Source organism: Shinella sp., assembly GCF_052438155.1.
Taxonomy (GTDB): Bacteria; Pseudomonadota; Alphaproteobacteria; order Rhizobiales; family Rhizobiaceae; genus Shinella.
In genome coordinates this window covers 56080-72787 of the sequence record NZ_JBQVPI010000019.1, presented here as the reverse complement: position 1 = coordinate 72787, position 16708 = coordinate 56080, and the positions used below count along the sequence as shown (strand labels likewise).

The window sequence follows — 16708 nt, the reverse complement described above, 5'->3', positions numbered from 1 at the left end:
ATGTCTACCGGTATGCGATGGGGGAGTTCTGGCGCGCCAAAATGGCGCGGGAATCTTAACAAATCCTGTTCAGCGCGGGATCTCGGCGAGCACGGAAGTTGCAACATCCATCTCCTCGCGGCGGAGCTCACGACGACGGAAGGCCTCTTCGTCCGTGCCCCAATGCTCGATCTGCCAGTCTTCGTCGATATGGGCGAGCGACCAGGCCTTGTCGGCATCGATCACGCCCTCGGCAAGCGCAAGCGCGAGAAGCGCCGAACCGGTCAACGTCGTTACAGTGTGTACGCAGGCGAGTGCCAATGGGTCACGATAGACGGCAAGTGCCGCTGCAAATGCGGCGATGGCAGGCGCCGGCTGCTCCTGATGCATGACACCTTCGACGAGGATGAAGCGGGCACCCTTGGCATCCGCAACCCAGCGGATGATCGGATCCCAGTCCTCGCGCTGGCGATCGACGAGACCGGCGGGCGAATCGGCGCGGTAACACAACATGTCGGTGCCGGCGAAACGCACGATCTCCTCGCAGACAGCGTCAAAATTGTCGGCAACCCCATCGATGGCCGTGTTGACCAGACGCGTCACCGGCATTTTAGCGGGGTTGATCTCCTCGCCCTGCCCGTCCCATTCGGCGCGCAGGCGGTCCGCGATCGGTTGGGTCGGCGCGGCGAGCAGCTTCTTGCCGGGCGTGCGCACCGGGCGGCCGTCGAGCAGGATGCGGAAACCCTCTTCGGCAGCGTCGGTCGAGACGTCCTTGTAAAAACGCTTCGGCAGCGGGCGCTTCATCTGGATCTGTGCGCGGCGCACCGGATCGGGATCGCTCATCGCTTCGGAAAGGTCGCTCAGGATGTCACGCATCGGAAATCTCCAACCATTCGAGAAGGTCGGCGGGCGTGCGCAGGATGTGGTCCGCCCCCGCCTCCACCAGTTCGGGCACGCTGGCATAGCCCCAGGAAACGCCGATCGCCTTCGCGCCGGCCGCCTTCGCCATCTGCATATCGTAGATCGCGTCTCCGACGACAACGGTGCGCGCGGCATCGATTCCCGCTTCGCTGCAGCATTCCGTCACCATGGCCGGATGCGGCTTGGACGGGCAATCGTCCGCGGTACGCGAGACGAAGAAGGTCTTGTCGAATCCATGGGTCGCGCGGATGAGATCGAGGCCGCGGCGGGATTTGCCGGTGACCGCGCCGAGGATCAGGTCGTCCTCCCGCTCCAGCCTGGCCATCATCTCCGCGATGCCCGGGAAAAGCGGCTCCTGGAAACCCGGCTCCCCGCGCACGCCCATATAGGTCGCCTTGTAATGCGCAGTCATGGCCCGCGCTTCGTCGTCGACATGCGGCTTGCCCTGCATGCGTGCAATCGCGATGTCGAGTGTCAGGCCGATGATCGCCTTGGTCTCGGAAACATCGGGGCGCACATGGCCAAAATGGACGAAGGTGCGGGCCATGACCTCATGGATCAGCCCGACGCTATCGACCAGCGTGCCGTCGCAATCGAAGAGTACCAGTCGCATCATTCTTCCTCGTCCGCCGAGGTCATGTCGAAGCCGAAGAGGTTCCAGGTCTGCACCATGTGCGCCGGCATTGGCGCCGTCACGCGCAACCGTCCGCCGGAGGGGTGCGGGACGTCGATGCGGCGGGCGTGGAGATGCAGCTTGTTCTGCACGCCGCCCGGGAAGGCCCAGTTGAACTCGGCCTCGAAATATTTCGGATCGCCGATAATCGGATGGCCGATATGGGCGGCGTGCACGCGAAGCTGGTGCGTGCGGCCGGTATAGGGTTCCATCTCCAGCCAGGCGAAGTTCTGCGCCGCCTGCTCGATGATGCGGTAGAAAGAAACCGCGTGGTCGGCGCCGTCTTCGCCGTGTTTGGCGATGCGCATGCGGTCGCCGTCCGGCGTCTGCTCCTTCACGAGCCAGGTCGAAATCTTGTCTTCGCGCTTCTTCGGCACGCCCAGCACCAGCGACCAATAGGTCTTCTTGGTATCGCGCTCACGGAAGGCAGCGGTCAGCTTCTGCGCCGCACCACGCGTGCGGGCGACGACGAGCACACCGGACGTGTCGCGATCGAGACGGTGCACGAGACGCGGCTTCTCGCCCCTCGGGCTGGTCCAGGCTTCGAGCATCTGGTCGATATGCCGGTTGATGCCCGATCCGCCCTGTACGGCGATGCCGGGAGGCTTGTTCAGCACGATGACCTTGTCGTCCTCGTGCAGCAGCATGCGGGAGAGAAGTTCGTGATCCGAGGAATGTTTGAGATCGCGGCCGGCGATCGGCCCGGCCTTCGCAGCCTTGGCGTCGACCTCCATCGGCGGGACGCGGATCGTCTGTCCCGGCTGCACGCGGGTGTCGCTCTTGACGCGGCCACCATCGACGCGCACCTGCCCGGAGCGCAGCAACTTCTGGAGCGGACCGAAGCCGAGGCCCGGATAATGGGTCTTGAACCACCGGTCCAGGCGCATGCCCGCCTCGTCGTTCTCCACCTGCCTGTGTTCAATGCCTGCCATCTTCGCCTTCTTTCGTTGCGCGTGCTTTAACGCAAGAACGGGCGAAGGGGAACAGCTAGAAGGCGCGGAACGTCAGCGTGGTCAGCGAGCGCATGATGCCCGGAATGGAGGCGACGTGGTCGTTGATGAACTTGCCGATGTCCTCCTCGCTGTCGACGTAGACCTTCAGGAGCAGGTCGTAATCGCCGCTGGTGGAGTAAAGCTCCGAGATGAGTTCCGTAGCGTAAAGCGCATCAGCGACTTCATAAGTCTTTCCCGGAGCGCATTGCAATTGCACGAAAATCGGCTTCATCGGTCCTCCCGCGCCATCGGCGGCATGCTGATTGGCCGCCAACTCCGGCGGCATTTCCATCGCCCATATGACGGATTTCGCCGGACAAAGGCAAGACCGGCCAAAATTCGCACAGACTGTTAAAATTCGATGAAAATGCAACCACGGCGTTTCACACCCAGGAAAGACGCAACTGCTAAATTGCTCGAACGCAACCTAACTTTGTTGAACGCCCATGACCCAGATCGTGACAGTCTCACCAACCACAGCCGCCTATGCATCGCAGGGGATGAGACCGCAGACGCGCGCGAACACGCTCTTCGAGGAGCGTATCCACGTCTGGAGCGAAGATGCAAAGATCCGCGGCGATGCGCGAACCGTGGCGTTGCTCAACTTCATCCAGCCGCCGGCACTTGCTCTTGCCCTCATCACCGCGACGAGCGGCACGCCGCAGGTGACCGTCGCAGAGGCGCAACGCGTCTATGACGAAAACGGTTCGCCCGCTCTGCAAGAACCCGTCTGATCCTCCCTCAAGAACCAGCCGTCCTCCAAACCTTTGGCCCCGTTTCGGGGCCATTCTTTTGCCTCTTTCCCTCCACGACAAAAAATTGTTCCACAGCGACGCCGCCTCTTGCCAAAACACAGGCAAGGTCGTTATCTGAGGTCGACCTCGCTGGGAGAAGCTGGCCGCCTCGAAAGGGCATGGCCGGTGCCGAAGGAGCAACCGCCCCGGAAACTCTCAGGCAAAAGGACCAGCAAGGTGCCGTCGGAACTCTGGAGAGAAGCGTTTTTGAAGCGCTCGCCGAAGGGATAACAATCTCAGGCGAAGGGACAGAGGGGGCTCAGGAGAACGGCGCAGCTGCGCCTGGATTATGAGCCGGCGCCCACAGGAATCGTGGGTGCCCAAAGACTGGAGGGCGCCTTTTGGACGGATCGTCTGAACTCAAGAAAACCCCGCTTCATGCGCTGAATCTGTCGCTTGGCGGCCGCATGGTGCCGTTCGCCGGCTATGAGATGCCGGTGCAATATACGGCCGGCGTGATGAAGGAACATCTTCAAACCCGTGCCGCAGCCGGCCTGTTCGACGTGTCCCATATGGGCCAGGTGACAGTGCGTGCCCGCTCCGGCGACAATGCCGACGCTGCCCGCGCGCTTGAAACGCTGGTGCCGGTGGACGTGCTTGGCCTTGGCGAAGGCCGCCAGCGCTATGCGCTTTTCACCAACAACGAGGGCGGCATCCTCGACGACCTGATGATCGCCAATCGCGGCGACCATTATTATGTGGTCGTCAACGCCGCCTGCAAGGACGCGGATTTCGCCTATATGCAAGCGAAGATCGGCGACGTGTGCGAACTGACGCTGCACGACGACCGCGCGCTGGTGGCCCTTCAGGGGCCGCATGCCGAATCCGTGCTTGCCGAACTTTGGGCCGACGTCTCCTCCATGCGCTTCATGGATGTGCGCGCCTGCGACCTGCATGACGCGGACTGCATCGTTTCGCGCTCCGGCTATACCGGCGAAGACGGGTTCGAGATCTCCATTCCGGCGGATCTTGCCGAAGCGGTCTGTCGCCGCCTGCTCGACCATCCGGACGTGCTACCGATCGGTCTTGGTGCTCGCGATTCGCTGCGCCTCGAAGCCGGCCTCTGCCTCTACGGCAACGACATCGACACTGGCACGACGCCAGTCGAAGGCGCGCTTGAATGGGCGATCCAGAAGGTTCGCCGCAAGGGTGGCGAGCGCGCCGGTGGTTTCCCCGGCGCCGACATCATCCTCGACCAGCTCGAAAACGGTGCCGAGCGCCGCCGCGTCGGCCTCAAGGCCGAAGGCCGCGCGCCCATCCGTGGCGGGGCAGTGCTTGCGACCGATGCCGAGGGCGAGGATGTCGTCGGGACCGTCACCTCCGGCGGCTTCGGTCCGAATGTCGATGGCCCTGTCGCCATGGGCTACGTCACCAAGTCGGCAGCGACACCCGGCACCCAGCTTTATGCCGGCGTGCGCGGCAAATTCCTGCCGATTTCCGTGGCAGCCCTGCCCTTCGTCAAGAACACCTTCAAGCGCTGAATCACGGTCCGCTTCCCGGCCTGCGTGGAGACATGGCTGACAGGCGGATGAGCGGCAAACCGGACAACAATCACTTTCCGAGAGAGGAACAAACATGCTGAAATTCACCGAAGAACACGAGTGGCTGCAGATCGACGGCGACGTTGCGACCGTTGGCATCACGGCGCACGCGGCCGAGCAGCTCGGCGACCTCGTCTTCGTCGAACTGCCCGAAGTCGGCGCCACCTTCTCGAAGGGCGGCGATGCGTCGACCGTCGAATCCGTCAAGGCGGCCTCCGACGTCTACTGCCCGCTCGACGGCGAAATCGTCGAAGTGAACGAGGCGATCGTTGCCGATCCCTCCCTCGTCAACAGCGACCCGCAGGGCGCCGGCTGGTTCTTCAAGCTGAAGCTCGCCAACAAGGCGGATGCGGACGGCCTTATGGACGAAGCCGCCTACAAGGAGCTTGTCGGCTGATGTCTCTCCCCAAGGACTTTGCCTTTACCGATTACCAGCCCTACGACTTCGCCAACCGTCGCCATATCGGCCCTTCGCCGAAGGAAATGGAGGCGATGCTCAAGGTAATCGGTTACCCGAGCCTCGACGCGCTGATCGACGACACCGTGCCGAAATCGATCCGCCAGACCAAGGCGCTCGAATGGGGTGCGCCGATGACCGAGCGCGAGGCGCTCGACAAGATGCGCGAGACCGCCAACCGCAACAAGAAGCTCGTCTCGCTGATCGGCCAGGGCTACTACGGCACAATCACGCCGCCGGTCATCCAGCGCAACATCCTGGAAAACCCCGCCTGGTACACGGCCTATACGCCCTACCAGCCGGAAATCAGCCAGGGCCGCCTCGAGGCGCTGCTGAACTACCAGACGATGGTCTGCGACCTGACCGGCCTTGACGTCGCGAATGCCTCGCTGCTCGACGAGGCGACCGCGGCCGCCGAAGCCATGGCGATGGCGCAGCGCGTGGCGAAGTCCAAGGCGAATGCCTTCTTCGTCGACGAGAACTGCCACCCGCAGACGATCGCTCTGCTGAAGACCCGTTCCGAGCCGCTTGGCTGGCAGATCATCGTCGGCGATCCCTTCACCGATCTCGATCCCGTCGACGTGTTCGGCGCGATCTTCCAGTATCCGGGCACCTATGGTCATGTGCGCGATTTTTCGGGCCTGATCGCCCGCCTGCACCAGACCGGCGCCATTGCCGTGATGGCGGCCGATCCGCTGGCGCTGGTGCTCCTGAAATCGCCCGGCGAGATGGACGCCGACATCGCCATCGGCTGCACCCAGCGCTTTGGCGTGCCGGTCGGCTATGGTGGCCCGCATGCCGCCTACATGGCCGTCAAGGACGCCTACAAGCGCTCCATGCCCGGCCGCCTTGTCGGCGTCTCCATCGACGCCCGCGGCAACCGCGCCTACCGCCTGTCGCTGCAGACCCGCGAGCAGCACATCCGCCGCGAGAAGGCAACGTCGAACATCTGCACCGCGCAGGTTCTGCTCGCCGTCATGGCCTCGATGTATGCCGTCTTCCATGGTCCGCAAGGCCTGAAGGCGATTTCGCAGAGCGTGCACCAGAAGACGGTGCGCCTCGCCATGGGCCTTGAAAAGCTCGGCTACACCGTTGAACCGGAAGTGTTCTTCGACACGATCACCGTTCACGTCGGCAAGCTGCAGAGCATTATCCTGAAGACGGCCGTCACTGAAGAGGTGAACCTGCGCAAGATCGGCGACGACCGCATCGGCATCAGCCTCGACGAGCGCTCGCGCCCCGTCACGCTGGAAGCCGTCTGGCGCGCCTTCGGCGGTGATTTCGAAGTGGCGGAGTTCGAGCCGGGCTATCGCCTGCCGGAAGACCTGCTGCGCACCAGCGAATACCTGACGCATCCGATCTTCCACATGAACCGGGCGGAAAGCGAGATGACACGCTACATCCGCCGGCTTTCCGACCGCGACCTTGCGCTCGACCGCTCGATGATCCCGCTCGGCTCTTGCACAATGAAGCTCAACGCCACGGCGGAAATGCTGCCGATCACCTGGCCCGAATTTGCGGAAATCCACCCCTTCGTGCCGGCCGACCAGGCACAGGGCTACCGGCACCTCATCGAGGATCTGTCGCAGAAGCTCTGCGACATTACCGGCTACGACGCCGTCTCCATGCAGCCGAATTCCGGTGCGCAGGGTGAATATGCCGGTCTGCTGACGATCCGCGCCTATCACCTAGCCAACGGCAATACGCATCGTGATGTCTGCCTCATCCCGACCTCCGCGCACGGCACCAACCCGGCGTCGGCACAGATGGTCGGCATGAAGGTCGTCGTCGTGAAGGTGTCCGACAATGGCGACATCGACATGGACGACTTCCGTGCCAAGGCCGAACAGCATGCGGACAACCTGTCTTGCTGCATGATCACCTACCCGTCCACGCACGGCGTCTTCGAGGAGAACGTGCGCGAGATCTGCGAGATCGTTCACAAGCACGGCGGTCAGGTCTATATCGACGGCGCCAACATGAACGCCATGGTGGGTCTTGCCCGCCCCGGCGATATCGGCGGCGACGTCAGCCATCTCAACCTGCACAAGACCTTCTGCATCCCGCATGGCGGCGGTGGTCCCGGCATGGGTCCGATCGGCGTCAAGGCACATCTGGCGCCCTACCTGCCGGCAAACCCGACGAGCGGCGAAGCGGGTGCGGTTTCGGCGGCTCCCTTCGGCTCGGCCTCCATCCTGCCGATCTCCTGGAGCTACTGCCTGATGATGGGTGGCGAAGGGCTGACGCAGGCGACGAAGGTGGCGATCCTTAACGCCAACTATATCGCCGCACGCCTCAAGGGTGCCTATGACGTGCTCTACAAGTCCGCCAAGGGCCGCGTGGCGCATGAATGCATCATCGACACCCGTCCGCTTGTCGAAAGTGCCAACGTGACCGTCGACGATGTCGCCAAGCGCCTGATCGACTGCGGCTTCCATGCGCCGACCATGAGCTGGCCGGTTGCCGGCACGCTGATGATCGAGCCGACCGAATCGGAAACCAAGGCCGAAATCGACCGTTTCTGCGATGCGATGCTGGCGATCCGCGAGGAAGCCCGCGCCATCGAGGAAGGCCGGATGGACAAGGTCAACAACCCGCTGAAGAACGCCCCGCACACGGTGGAAGACCTTGTCGGCGAATGGGACCGTCCCTATTCGCGCGAGCAGGCCTGCTACCCGCCGGGCGCGTTCCGGGTCGACAAATACTGGTCGCCGGTCAACCGCGTCGACAACGTCTATGGCGACCGCAACCTCGTCTGCTCCTGCCCGCCGCTGGAAGATTACGCGGACGCAGCCGAATAGAAGCGGCTACGCCAAAGGCAAAAATCTGAACCCCGGCCGATCCTATCGGCCGGGGTTTTCCATTGCGGGCAGGGAGAAGTCAGGGCGCGACGGCGACGTCCACCCAGAAGCGGGTAAACCCCTCGGCAAAGTCGCGATAGCCACTCAGCGTCGAGGGTTTGACGGCATAGGCATTGGCGCCGTTCTGATAGGCGCGGTTCACGTCGACGGAATTCGACGAGGAGGACAGCATGATCACCGGCGTGACTGCCGTGCGCGTGCGCCCGCGCAGCCGCTTGAGCAGGTCCATGCCGCTCGTTCCCGGCATGTTGATGTCGAGGAGAATGTAGTCGAAAGCTTCTCTATCGAGCCGGTCGCTGGCTTGCTCGGCATCGGCGACGTGGGTGATTTCGATCAGGCTGCCGGTATCGCTGAAGGCACGCATGACGAAGCGTACATCGACGGGATCGTCATCGACGACGATCAGCTTTCTAGCCGAGCCTGCCACGTTCGTTCCCCCTTGATTTTACGGGATGCGGAAACGTCACCACAAAGCGTGCGCCCGGACCATAGGTCGTGTCAAGCGCTATCACGCCGTTGTGGCTCTCGACGATCCGCCGCGCCAGCGCCAGGCCGACGCCGGTGCCCTGATAGACCGACTCGTCTCGGTGAAGCCGTTGAAAGACTTCGAAAATCCGCTCGACATGCTGCGGATCGATACCAATGCCGTCGTCTTCCACGACGAAAGCAACGCCATCTTCGTTCTGCCGCGAATAGATACGCACCACGGGGGCCTTGTCCGGGTGGCGGTATTTCAGCGCATTGCCGATCAGGTTCTGCGCCAGACGCTTCAGAAGTTCCGGGTCGCCCATGACTTCCGGCAGCGGCCGGACATCGATCCGCCCGCTGGTTTCCTGCACATGGGTTTCAAGCAGCATCAGCGCATCGCGCACCACGTCGGAAAGCGCGACCGGCTTTGGCGCCGTGATGCGGTAGGCGATCTGGGAAAATTCGAGCAGGCTGTCGATGATGCGGCGCATGCGCGCGGCGCTCTTGCGCACATGGTCCGAATAATGCGCCAACTCGGCAAATTCGCCGCGGTGCAGATCTTCGGAAATCATTTCGGCAAACATGGAAAGATGGCGTAGCGGCGCCTTCAGGTCGTGCGAAACCGTCGCGGTGAACTGGTCGAGTGCCTCGTTCTTGCGGCGCAGCTCGCTCGTCTGCGCCTCCACCTTATGCTGCTGGTGCTTGGCCTCGGTGATGTCGCGCCCGACGCTGACGACCTCGGTGACGCCTTCTTCATCGAAGATCGCGACGGCCGTCCAGAACATCCAGTCCTCTTTGCCATCCGGTCCCTCGGTGCAGACTTCGAGCGAGCGCACAGGCGCCTCGCGCGTATAGCTGTCGATGTTCATCAGGTCGGCGGTCTGTTCCGGCGCGCAGGCGACATCCGGCAGGTAGCGGCCGACAAGCTCGTCGGTGGTCGAGCCGACATGCGCGGCATATTTGTCGTTGGCAAAGCGGATGATGAGGTTCCTGTCGAAGCGCAGGATCATATCCGGCAGTATCTGCAGCAGCGAGAGATAGTCGCGGCGCTTCTCCTCGAGAGCGGCCTCGGCGCGTTTCAGTTCCGACACATCGACGCGCAACGCGACGATATCGCCGGTTTCGGCAACATGGCTCTCGCCGCGGATCCACCGGTCCTTGCCGAACTGGAAGACGCTTCCGCCGCTGTCGGTGTTCCTGTGGCTATCAAGGCGCTGGCGCACCGTCTCCTCGGCCTCCGGCGTGCCTTCCAGGACGCCGGGAAACATGCCCACGCGCAGGCTGGCGCGTGCGATGCTCTCAAGGGTCGCACCGACGCGCACGGCATCACGGGCCTGCCCGCAACGCTCCCTGTAGGAACGGTTAAACATGACCAGCCGCTCCTCCTGATCGAAGACCGCAAATCCCTCGTTCATCGTGTCGAGCGCGGCGGCGATGCGCTGGCCGAGCAGGATCTGCTCGCCATGGCTGCCGCCACTGAGCAGGCTGCGCAGAAGAAGCGCATAGCGCGTATCACCCGGTTCGTCGGAAACCGGAATCACATGGGCCGTTGCCTCGAAGAGCGAGCCGTTGTCGTGGCGGAAGGAGAAGGCGTGCGTATTTTCCCGCCCTGCCGCGGCATGACGGGCAAGCAGGGTCGCGACATTCAATCCATCGATTATGGGCGCATCGGCGGGCTTCTGGCCGTTCCTGTTCCAGCCGAAGGCACGCGCCGCCGCATCGTTGTGCGAGACGACATGCGCCTCAGCATCGACGATGAGCGCAGGAAACGGCAGGTTCTGGTAAAGTGCCGCGGCAAAGCCGGTCATCGCTGGCGCCCCTCTCCCTGGCGATCACGCCGGCTGGCAAATACCGGCCGGGATCGCGAGACTAGGCAAAACCATCAGCGAAAGAAAGGTGCAAGGATTAAGGGCCTTGCACCCGCTGATTTCAGGCGCGCACGGTCGGTTGGCCGGCGGCGGCGAGGGCCGCAAGGTCAGCCGGCTTCAGCTCGACCGATTCGCCGCAGCCGCAGGCGGACGTCTGGTTCGGGTTGTGGAAGGTGAAGCCGGAGCGCAGCGTCGTCACCTCGAAATCCATCTCGGTGCCGAGAAGATAGAGCACGGCTTCAGGTGCGACCCAGACACGGGCGCTGTTCCGCTCGATCAAGTCGTCCTTGGCATTGGGCTCGGTCACGAGGTCGATGGAATATTCCATGCCCGCGCAACCGCCCTTCTTGATACCGACGCGAATGCCCTTGGCGTCGCCGCCGGCATTGTCGACGATCGACTTGACGCGGTCTGCTGCCGCATCCGTGAGCTTCATAACTGCAAAGGCCATGGGCCGCTTCTCCTTCACCGGCCGGGTTCAAGGCCCGACGGTTTCCGAATCCGAATCTAATGCCGCGCGGTTAAGCGATCAATACTGTCTGCCGCATGATCTTGTCCGAAAAGCCTGCAACTTTTCGGGATCACGCTAGTACCAACCAACAGCAACCTGCGCCTCTTCCGACATACGGTCCGGCGTCCACGGCGGGTCGAAGGTCATCCTGACCTCGACACCGGACACGCCTTCCACAGCGCCAACCGCATTTTCCACCCAGCCCGGCATTTCGCCGGCCACCGGGCAGCCGGGCGCCGTCAGCGTCATGTCGATCTTGACCATGCGGTCGTCTTCGATGTCGATCTTGTAGATCAGGCCGAGTTCGAAGATGTCGGACGGGATTTCCGGGTCGTAGACCGTCTTCAGCGCGGAAATGACGTCATCGCTGAGACGCGCCAGTTCGTCGGCCGGGATCGCCGAGTGAACGATACCGTCGCGGACGTCGATCTTCTTTTCCGTTGCGTCGAGGGACATGGGTCCACCTCCTCAGGCAAAAAACTTGCGGGCATGATCAAGCGCGTCGGCGAGAGCATCCACCTCGGCGCGCGTATTGTACAGGCCGAACGATGCACGGCATGTGGAGGTAACGCCGAAGCGTTTCAAGAGCGGCTGCGCACAATGGGTGCCGGCGCGCACCGCGACCCCTGCCCGGTCGATGACCATCGAGACGTCATGGGCGTGGATGCCTTCCAGCTCGAAGGAGAAGATAGACCCCTTGCCCGGCGCCGTGCCGAAGATTTTGAGCGAATTGATCGCCGACAGGCGCTCATGGGCATAGTCGCGCAGGTCCGCTTCATGGGACGAAATCGCCGCGCGACCGATCTTTTCCATATAGTCGAGCGCATGGCCAAGGCCGATCGCCTGCACGATCGGCGGCGTGCCGGCCTCGAAGCGGTGCGGCGGCTCGTTGTAGGTAACGATGTCTTCCGTGACGTCGACGATCATCTCGCCGCCGCCCTGGAACGGCCGCATCTCCTTGAGGCGATCCATCTTGCCATAGAGCACGCCGATGCCGGACGGGCCGTAAAGCTTGTGGCCGGTCATCACGTACCAGTCGCAATCGATATCGCGCACGTCGACCGGCATATGCACGGCGCCCTGCGAGCCATCGACCAGCACCGGAATGCCGCGCTCGCGGGCGATGCGGCAGATTTCCTTGACCGGAACGATGGTGCCCAGCGCATTCGACATATGTGTGATCGCGATGAGCTTGGTGCGCTCCGTCAGGCACTTTTCAAACTCTTCGATGTGGAACGCGCCGGTCTCGTCCACCGGCGCCCAGACCAGCTTGGCGCCCTGCCGCTCGCGGATGAAATGCCACGGCACGATGTTGGAGTGGTGCTCCATGATCGACAGCACGATCTCGTCGCCCTCGCCGATCTTCGGCATGCCGTAGCCGTAGGCAACGGTGTTGATCGCTTCGGTCGAGGATTTCGTGAAGATGATCTCGTCGACCGAGGAGGCATTCAGGAAACGGCGCACCTTTTCGCGCGCCGCCTCATAGGCGTCCGTGGCGGCATTCGACAGGAAGTGCAGTCCGCGATGCACGTTTGCATACTCATTGGAGTAGGCATGTGAAATCGCGTCGATCACCGACTGTGGCTTCTGCGCCGAGGCGCCATTGTCGAGATAGACCAGCGGTTTGCCATAGACCGTCTTCGACAGGATCGGGAAATCCTTGCGGATCGCCTCGACGTCGTAGGCCTTTGCGGGTGCATGTTCCATCTCGACTTCCTTGTTTACGCAATCCCGGACGCAAAACCGCTGCACACTTTTGCTGGGATTGCTCCTGTTACGCGTGCTTTTCCAACCAGACGGCGATAACACCTTCCAGCGCCTCGACCAGCGGCTCGTCTTCCAGTTCCTCGACGATCTCGGCGACGAAGGCGTTGACCAGCATGGCACGCGCCTTGTTTTCCGGAATGCCGCGGGCCATCAGGTAGAAGAGCTGGACGTGGTCGATGTCGATCACTGTCGCGCCGTGGCCGCACTGCACGTCGTCGGCGAAGATTTCTAGCTCCGGCTTGGCGGAGAAATCCGCCTCGTCCGACAAGAGCAGCGTGTTGCACGACATCTTCGCGTCGGTCTTCTGCGCATCGGGTGCGACGCGAATCTGGCCCTGGAAGACGCCGCGGGCGCGATCGAAGATCACGTTGCGGAGGACTTCCGTCGACGTCGTGTTCGGCACGTTGTGGCCGACCGTGAAGGTAACGTCATTATGCGTCTCGCCGCCGAGCAGGTTGATGCCGCGCAGCTTGAGATCGGACCCCTCGCCGGAAACGACAACATGGATCTCCTGCCGCACGAGCTTGCCGCCGGCATTGATCACGTAGAGGCGAAGTTTTGCATCCGTGCCGAGCGTGATGCGGATCTGGCCGAGATGCGTATCGGCAATGCCCTGGCCCTGGAAGATGATCCAGGTGATTTCCGCACCGTCGGAAAGCGAAATGTCGCTGACCGTCGTCACGAAGGCGGCATTGTCACCGGTCGCCACATGGCGCTCGATGACGGTCGCCTTGACGTTCGCGCCGAAGGTTGCCGGGAAACGCGTGTGCGTCTGGCCGGCATTCTGCGTCGTCTGGATTTCCAGCGGCGCTGCAAGCTCGGTGCCATCAGGGAAATCCAGCACGAAACCGTCACGCACGAACGCGCCGTTGATGCGGCCGATCGTGTCGTCACTGTCGCGGGCGGTAAGCCCCTCGGCGGCCGTGCCGTCGGCAAGCGCTTCCGCAAAGGTACGCAGCGTTACGCCATCCACCGAACCGCGGGTATCGGCAACGCCGTTGACGACCGAAAGCACGGTGGCGCCTTCGACCAGCGGTGCGATCTTGGCAGCGGAGGCGGCCGGATCGAACGCGGGCACAGCGCGCAGCAGTGCCTTGAGGTCCGTATAGTGCCAGGCCTCGACGCGGCGCGTCGGAAGCCCGGCATCCTTGAAGTCGCTGATCAGAATGTCGCGGGCCGCGATTACGGCACCATCGCCCGGCAATTCGCCGATCGCGTGGTCGTAGGCTTCGCAAAGCGCGGTCTCGGCGACCGAGAGCTTCATGCCTGTCTGCATGTTCATGAGATTACTCCTTCACGATGCCTCAGGCAGCGGCATCGATGATGTCAGCATAGCCATTTGCTTCCAGTTCATGCGCCAGCGTCTTGTCGCCGGACTTGATGACCTGGCCCTTGTAGAGAACGTGCACCGTATCCGGCACGATATAGTCGAGCAGGCGCTGATAGTGCGTGATGACGACGACGGCGCGGTCGGGCGAACGCAAGGCGTTGACGCCATCGGCGACGATCTTCAGCGCGTCGATGTCGAGGCCGGAATCGGTCTCGTCTAGGATGCACAGCTTCGGCTCGAGCAGCGACATCTGCAGGATTTCCGCGCGCTTCTTCTCACCACCGGAGAAGCCAACGTTCAGCGGACGGCGCAGCATTTCCGGCGCGATCTTCAGCTCGGCAGCGGCTTCCTTGACGCGGCGCATAAAGTCCGGCGTCGTCAGTTCCGCCTCGCCGCGCGCCTTGCGCTGCTCGTTCATCGCGACTTTCAGGAACTGCATGGTGGCAACGCCCGGGATTTCGACCGGGTACTGGAAGGCCAGGAAGATACCCTTGGAGGCGCGCTCGGCCGGATCGAGGTCCAGAATGCTCTCGCCGTTGTAGAGGATCTCACCTTCGGTGACTTCGTAGTCCGCGCGGCCGGACAGGATGTAGGAGAGCGTCGACTTGCCGGAACCGTTCGGGCCCATGATGGCGGCGACTTCGCCGGCCTTCACGGTGAGGTTCAGGCCGCGGATGATCTCGGTGCCGTCTTCGGCGATGCGAGCGTGCAGATTCTTGATTTCAAGCATGGTTTTTCGGTCCTGCGTTCGGAGCACATCCAGCACTCCCGTCTTGGTTTCAGAAGCCGAGGAAGAAGTGAACCACCGGGAGCATCGTGGCGGCAAAACCGCCGAGGCCAAGCCCCACTACCGTGCGTATCGCCAAATTCCGAACATGGGGCGCATACGCTGCAAGTCCACCGCAAATCACGGCATAATATGTCAGATTGACCGGATCCATGTCGCCTTCTCCCGATGAGAACCGTACCCGTCTACTATAACGGATCACGCGAAAACTTCATCGAACGGCTTGTCCGGCCACCCGGCGGAAAACCGCCGGGACATTCTTATTCGATCAGCCGACCGAGCCTTCCAGCGAGATGCCGATCAGCTTCTGCGCCTCGACGGCGAATTCCATCGGCAGTTCCTGGATGACTTCCTTGACGAAGCCGTTGACGATCAACGCGATCGCCGCTTCGGTCGGGATGCCGCGCTGCAGGCAGTAGAACAGCTGGTCTTCGGAGATTTTCGAGGTGGTCGCCTCGTGCTCGAAGTGGGCTGTCGCGTTCTTCGCCTCGATATAGGGCACGGTATGCGCGCCGCACTTGTCACCGATCAGCAGCGAGTCGCACTGGGTGAAGTTGCGGGCGTTCTCTGCCTTGCGGTGGGCCGAAACCTGACCGCGGTAGGTGTTGTTGGAGAAGCCGGCGGAAATGCCCTTCGAGACGATGCGGCTCGACGTGTTCTTGCCGAGATGGATCATCTTGGTGCCGCTGTCGATCTGCTGGTGACCGTTGGACACCGCGATCGAGTAGAACTCGCCACGCGAACCATCGCCGCGCAGGATGCAGGACGGGTACTTCCAGGTGATCGCGGAGCCGGTCTCGACCTGCGTCCACGAAATCTTGGAGTTCTTGCCCCGGCAATCGCCGCGCTTGGTGACGAAGTTGTAGATGCCGCCCTTGCCGTCCTTGTCGCCCGGATACCAGTTCTGGACGGTGGAATACTTGATCTGGGCATCATCGAGCGCAACCAGTTCGACGACGGCAGCGTGCAATTGGTTCTCGTCGCGCTGCGGCGCGGTGCAGCCTTCGAGGTAGGACACGTAGGCGCCCTCTTCCGCGATGATCAGCGTGCGCTCGAACTGGCCCGTGTTCTTCTCGTTGATACGGAAGTAGGTCGACAGCTCCATCGGGCAACGAACGCCCTTCGGCACATAGACGAACGAACCGTCGGTGAAGACGGCGGAGTTCAGCGTCGCGTAGAAATTGTCGGTCTTGGGCACGACGGTGCCGAGATACTTCTTCACGAGATCGGGATATTCGCGGATAGCCTCCGAGATCGACATGAAGATCACGCCGGCCTTCATCAGCTCTGCCTTGAAGGTCGTGACGACCGAGACCGAGTCGAACACCGCATCGACGGCGATCTTCGAGGTCTGTACGCCGGCCAGGATTTCCTGCTCGCGCAGCGGAATGCCAAGCTTTTCGTACATCTTCAGAAGTTCGGGATCGACCTCGTCGATCGACAACGGGCCGCTCTGGTTCTTCGGAGCGGCATAGTAATAGAGGTCGTTGAAGTCGATCTTCGGGTACTCGACGCGCGCCCAGGTGGGCTCCTCAAGCGTCAGCCAACGCTGATAGGCATCGAGGCGCCATTCGAGCATCCATTCGGGCTCGTCTTTCTTGGCCGAGATGAAGCGGATGATCTCTTCGGACAGGCCCTTCGGAGCCTTCTCCATTTCGATCGTCGTCTCGAAACCGTATTTGTACTGGTCGACGTCAATCTGACGGACCTGATCGATCGTTTCCTGCACCGCAGGCATATCGTTCTCCAATCTCGCCGG

At 62.4% G+C, this 16708-nt stretch carries 17 protein-coding genes and 1 riboswitch; of the genes, 4 read left to right on the top strand and 13 right to left on the bottom strand.

Features of this window, described 5'->3' with window-relative positions:
- Nucleotides 1-69 precede the first annotated feature (69 nt).
- From ACT6VE_RS25590 to ACT6VE_RS25575, 4 genes are read right to left on the bottom strand one after another with little or no spacing between them, the layout of a single operon-like run.
- The gene (locus tag ACT6VE_RS25590; RefSeq protein ID WP_444801152.1) at nt 70-855 is read right to left on the bottom strand and encodes an ATP12 family chaperone protein; all 786 of its coding nucleotides are present in this window, start codon (nt 853-855) and stop codon (nt 70-72) included.
- A complete protein-coding gene (locus tag ACT6VE_RS25585; RefSeq protein ID WP_444801193.1) occupies nt 848-1513 on the bottom strand; it encodes an HAD-IA family hydrolase in 666 nt (221 codons plus the stop codon). The genes ACT6VE_RS25590 and ACT6VE_RS25585 overlap by 8 nt, the downstream gene beginning before the upstream one ends.
- The gene (locus tag ACT6VE_RS25580) at nt 1513-2505 is read right to left on the bottom strand and encodes an RluA family pseudouridine synthase (protein WP_444801151.1); all 993 of its coding nucleotides are present in this window, start codon (nt 2503-2505) and stop codon (nt 1513-1515) included. The genes ACT6VE_RS25585 and ACT6VE_RS25580 overlap by 1 nt, the downstream gene beginning before the upstream one ends.
- Before the next feature lie 55 nt (nt 2506-2560).
- Complete coding sequence (locus ACT6VE_RS25575) at nt 2561-2797, bottom strand: Lrp/AsnC ligand binding domain-containing protein (protein WP_444801150.1); 237 nt, start codon at nt 2795-2797, stop codon at nt 2561-2563.
- A 268-nt stretch (nt 2798-3065) separates the two neighbouring features.
- Here ACT6VE_RS25575 and ACT6VE_RS25570 point away from each other — a divergent pair, with 268 nt between their 5' ends.
- The 4 genes from ACT6VE_RS25570 (at nt 3066) to gcvP (ending at nt 8158) form a co-directional block, all read left to right on the top strand.
- Nucleotides 3066-3299, top strand: a complete 234-nt coding sequence (locus ACT6VE_RS25570) for a hypothetical protein (RefSeq protein ID WP_444801149.1) — start codon at nt 3066-3068, stop codon at nt 3297-3299.
- A gap of 141 nt (nt 3300-3440) precedes the next feature.
- A riboswitch (glycine riboswitch) is annotated at nt 3441-3541 on the top strand.
- A 159-nt stretch (nt 3542-3700) separates the two neighbouring features.
- The gene (gene gcvT, locus ACT6VE_RS25565) at nt 3701-4840 is read left to right on the top strand and encodes a glycine cleavage system aminomethyltransferase GcvT (protein ID WP_444801148.1); all 1140 of its coding nucleotides are present in this window, start codon (nt 3701-3703) and stop codon (nt 4838-4840) included.
- 94 nt (nt 4841-4934) lie between these two features.
- Nucleotides 4935-5297, top strand: a complete 363-nt coding sequence (gcvH, locus tag ACT6VE_RS25560) for a glycine cleavage system protein GcvH (RefSeq protein ID WP_069058926.1) — start codon at nt 4935-4937, stop codon at nt 5295-5297.
- Nucleotides 5297-8158: an aminomethyl-transferring glycine dehydrogenase gene (gene gcvP, locus ACT6VE_RS25555; protein WP_444801147.1), complete on the top strand. Its 2862-nt coding sequence runs from the start codon at nt 5297-5299 to the stop codon at nt 8156-8158. Before gcvH ends, gcvP begins: the two co-directional genes overlap by 1 nt.
- Before the next feature lie 79 nt (nt 8159-8237).
- Here the strand turns inward: gcvP and ACT6VE_RS25550 are convergent, their stop codons facing one another.
- The 9 genes from ACT6VE_RS25550 to sufB form a co-directional block, all read right to left on the bottom strand.
- Complete coding sequence (locus ACT6VE_RS25550) at nt 8238-8645, bottom strand: response regulator (RefSeq protein WP_444801146.1); 408 nt, start codon at nt 8643-8645, stop codon at nt 8238-8240.
- A complete protein-coding gene (locus tag ACT6VE_RS25545; protein ID WP_444801145.1) occupies nt 8629-10494 on the bottom strand; it encodes an ATP-binding protein in 1866 nt (621 codons plus the stop codon). Before ACT6VE_RS25545 ends, ACT6VE_RS25550 begins: the two co-directional genes overlap by 17 nt.
- 121 nt (nt 10495-10615) lie before the next feature.
- Nucleotides 10616-11005: a Fe-S cluster assembly scaffold SufA gene (gene sufA, locus ACT6VE_RS25540; protein WP_444801144.1), complete on the bottom strand. Its 390-nt coding sequence runs from the start codon at nt 11003-11005 to the stop codon at nt 10616-10618.
- A gap of 135 nt (nt 11006-11140) precedes the next feature.
- The gene (locus tag ACT6VE_RS25535) at nt 11141-11521 is read right to left on the bottom strand and encodes an SUF system Fe-S cluster assembly protein (RefSeq protein ID WP_257948328.1); all 381 of its coding nucleotides are present in this window, start codon (nt 11519-11521) and stop codon (nt 11141-11143) included.
- 12 nt (nt 11522-11533) lie between these two features.
- The gene (locus tag ACT6VE_RS25530) at nt 11534-12772 is read right to left on the bottom strand and encodes a cysteine desulfurase (protein ID WP_444801143.1); all 1239 of its coding nucleotides are present in this window, start codon (nt 12770-12772) and stop codon (nt 11534-11536) included.
- Between the two features lie 67 nt (nt 12773-12839).
- Nucleotides 12840-14114, bottom strand: a complete 1275-nt coding sequence (gene sufD / locus ACT6VE_RS25525) for a Fe-S cluster assembly protein SufD (RefSeq protein WP_444801142.1) — start codon at nt 14112-14114, stop codon at nt 12840-12842.
- 22 nt (nt 14115-14136) lie between these two features.
- Entirely contained in the window at nt 14137-14892 is a 756-nt protein-coding gene (gene sufC / locus ACT6VE_RS25520; RefSeq protein WP_444801141.1) for a Fe-S cluster assembly ATPase SufC, read from the bottom strand.
- A gap of 49 nt (nt 14893-14941) precedes the next feature.
- The gene (locus ACT6VE_RS25515; protein WP_257948332.1) at nt 14942-15103 is read right to left on the bottom strand and encodes a hypothetical protein; all 162 of its coding nucleotides are present in this window, start codon (nt 15101-15103) and stop codon (nt 14942-14944) included.
- 114 nt (nt 15104-15217) lie between these two features.
- Nucleotides 15218-16687, bottom strand: coding sequence for a Fe-S cluster assembly protein SufB (gene sufB, locus ACT6VE_RS25510; RefSeq protein ID WP_444801140.1), 1470 nt, complete (start codon nt 16685-16687; stop codon nt 15218-15220).
- Nucleotides 16688-16708 lie beyond the last annotated feature (21 nt).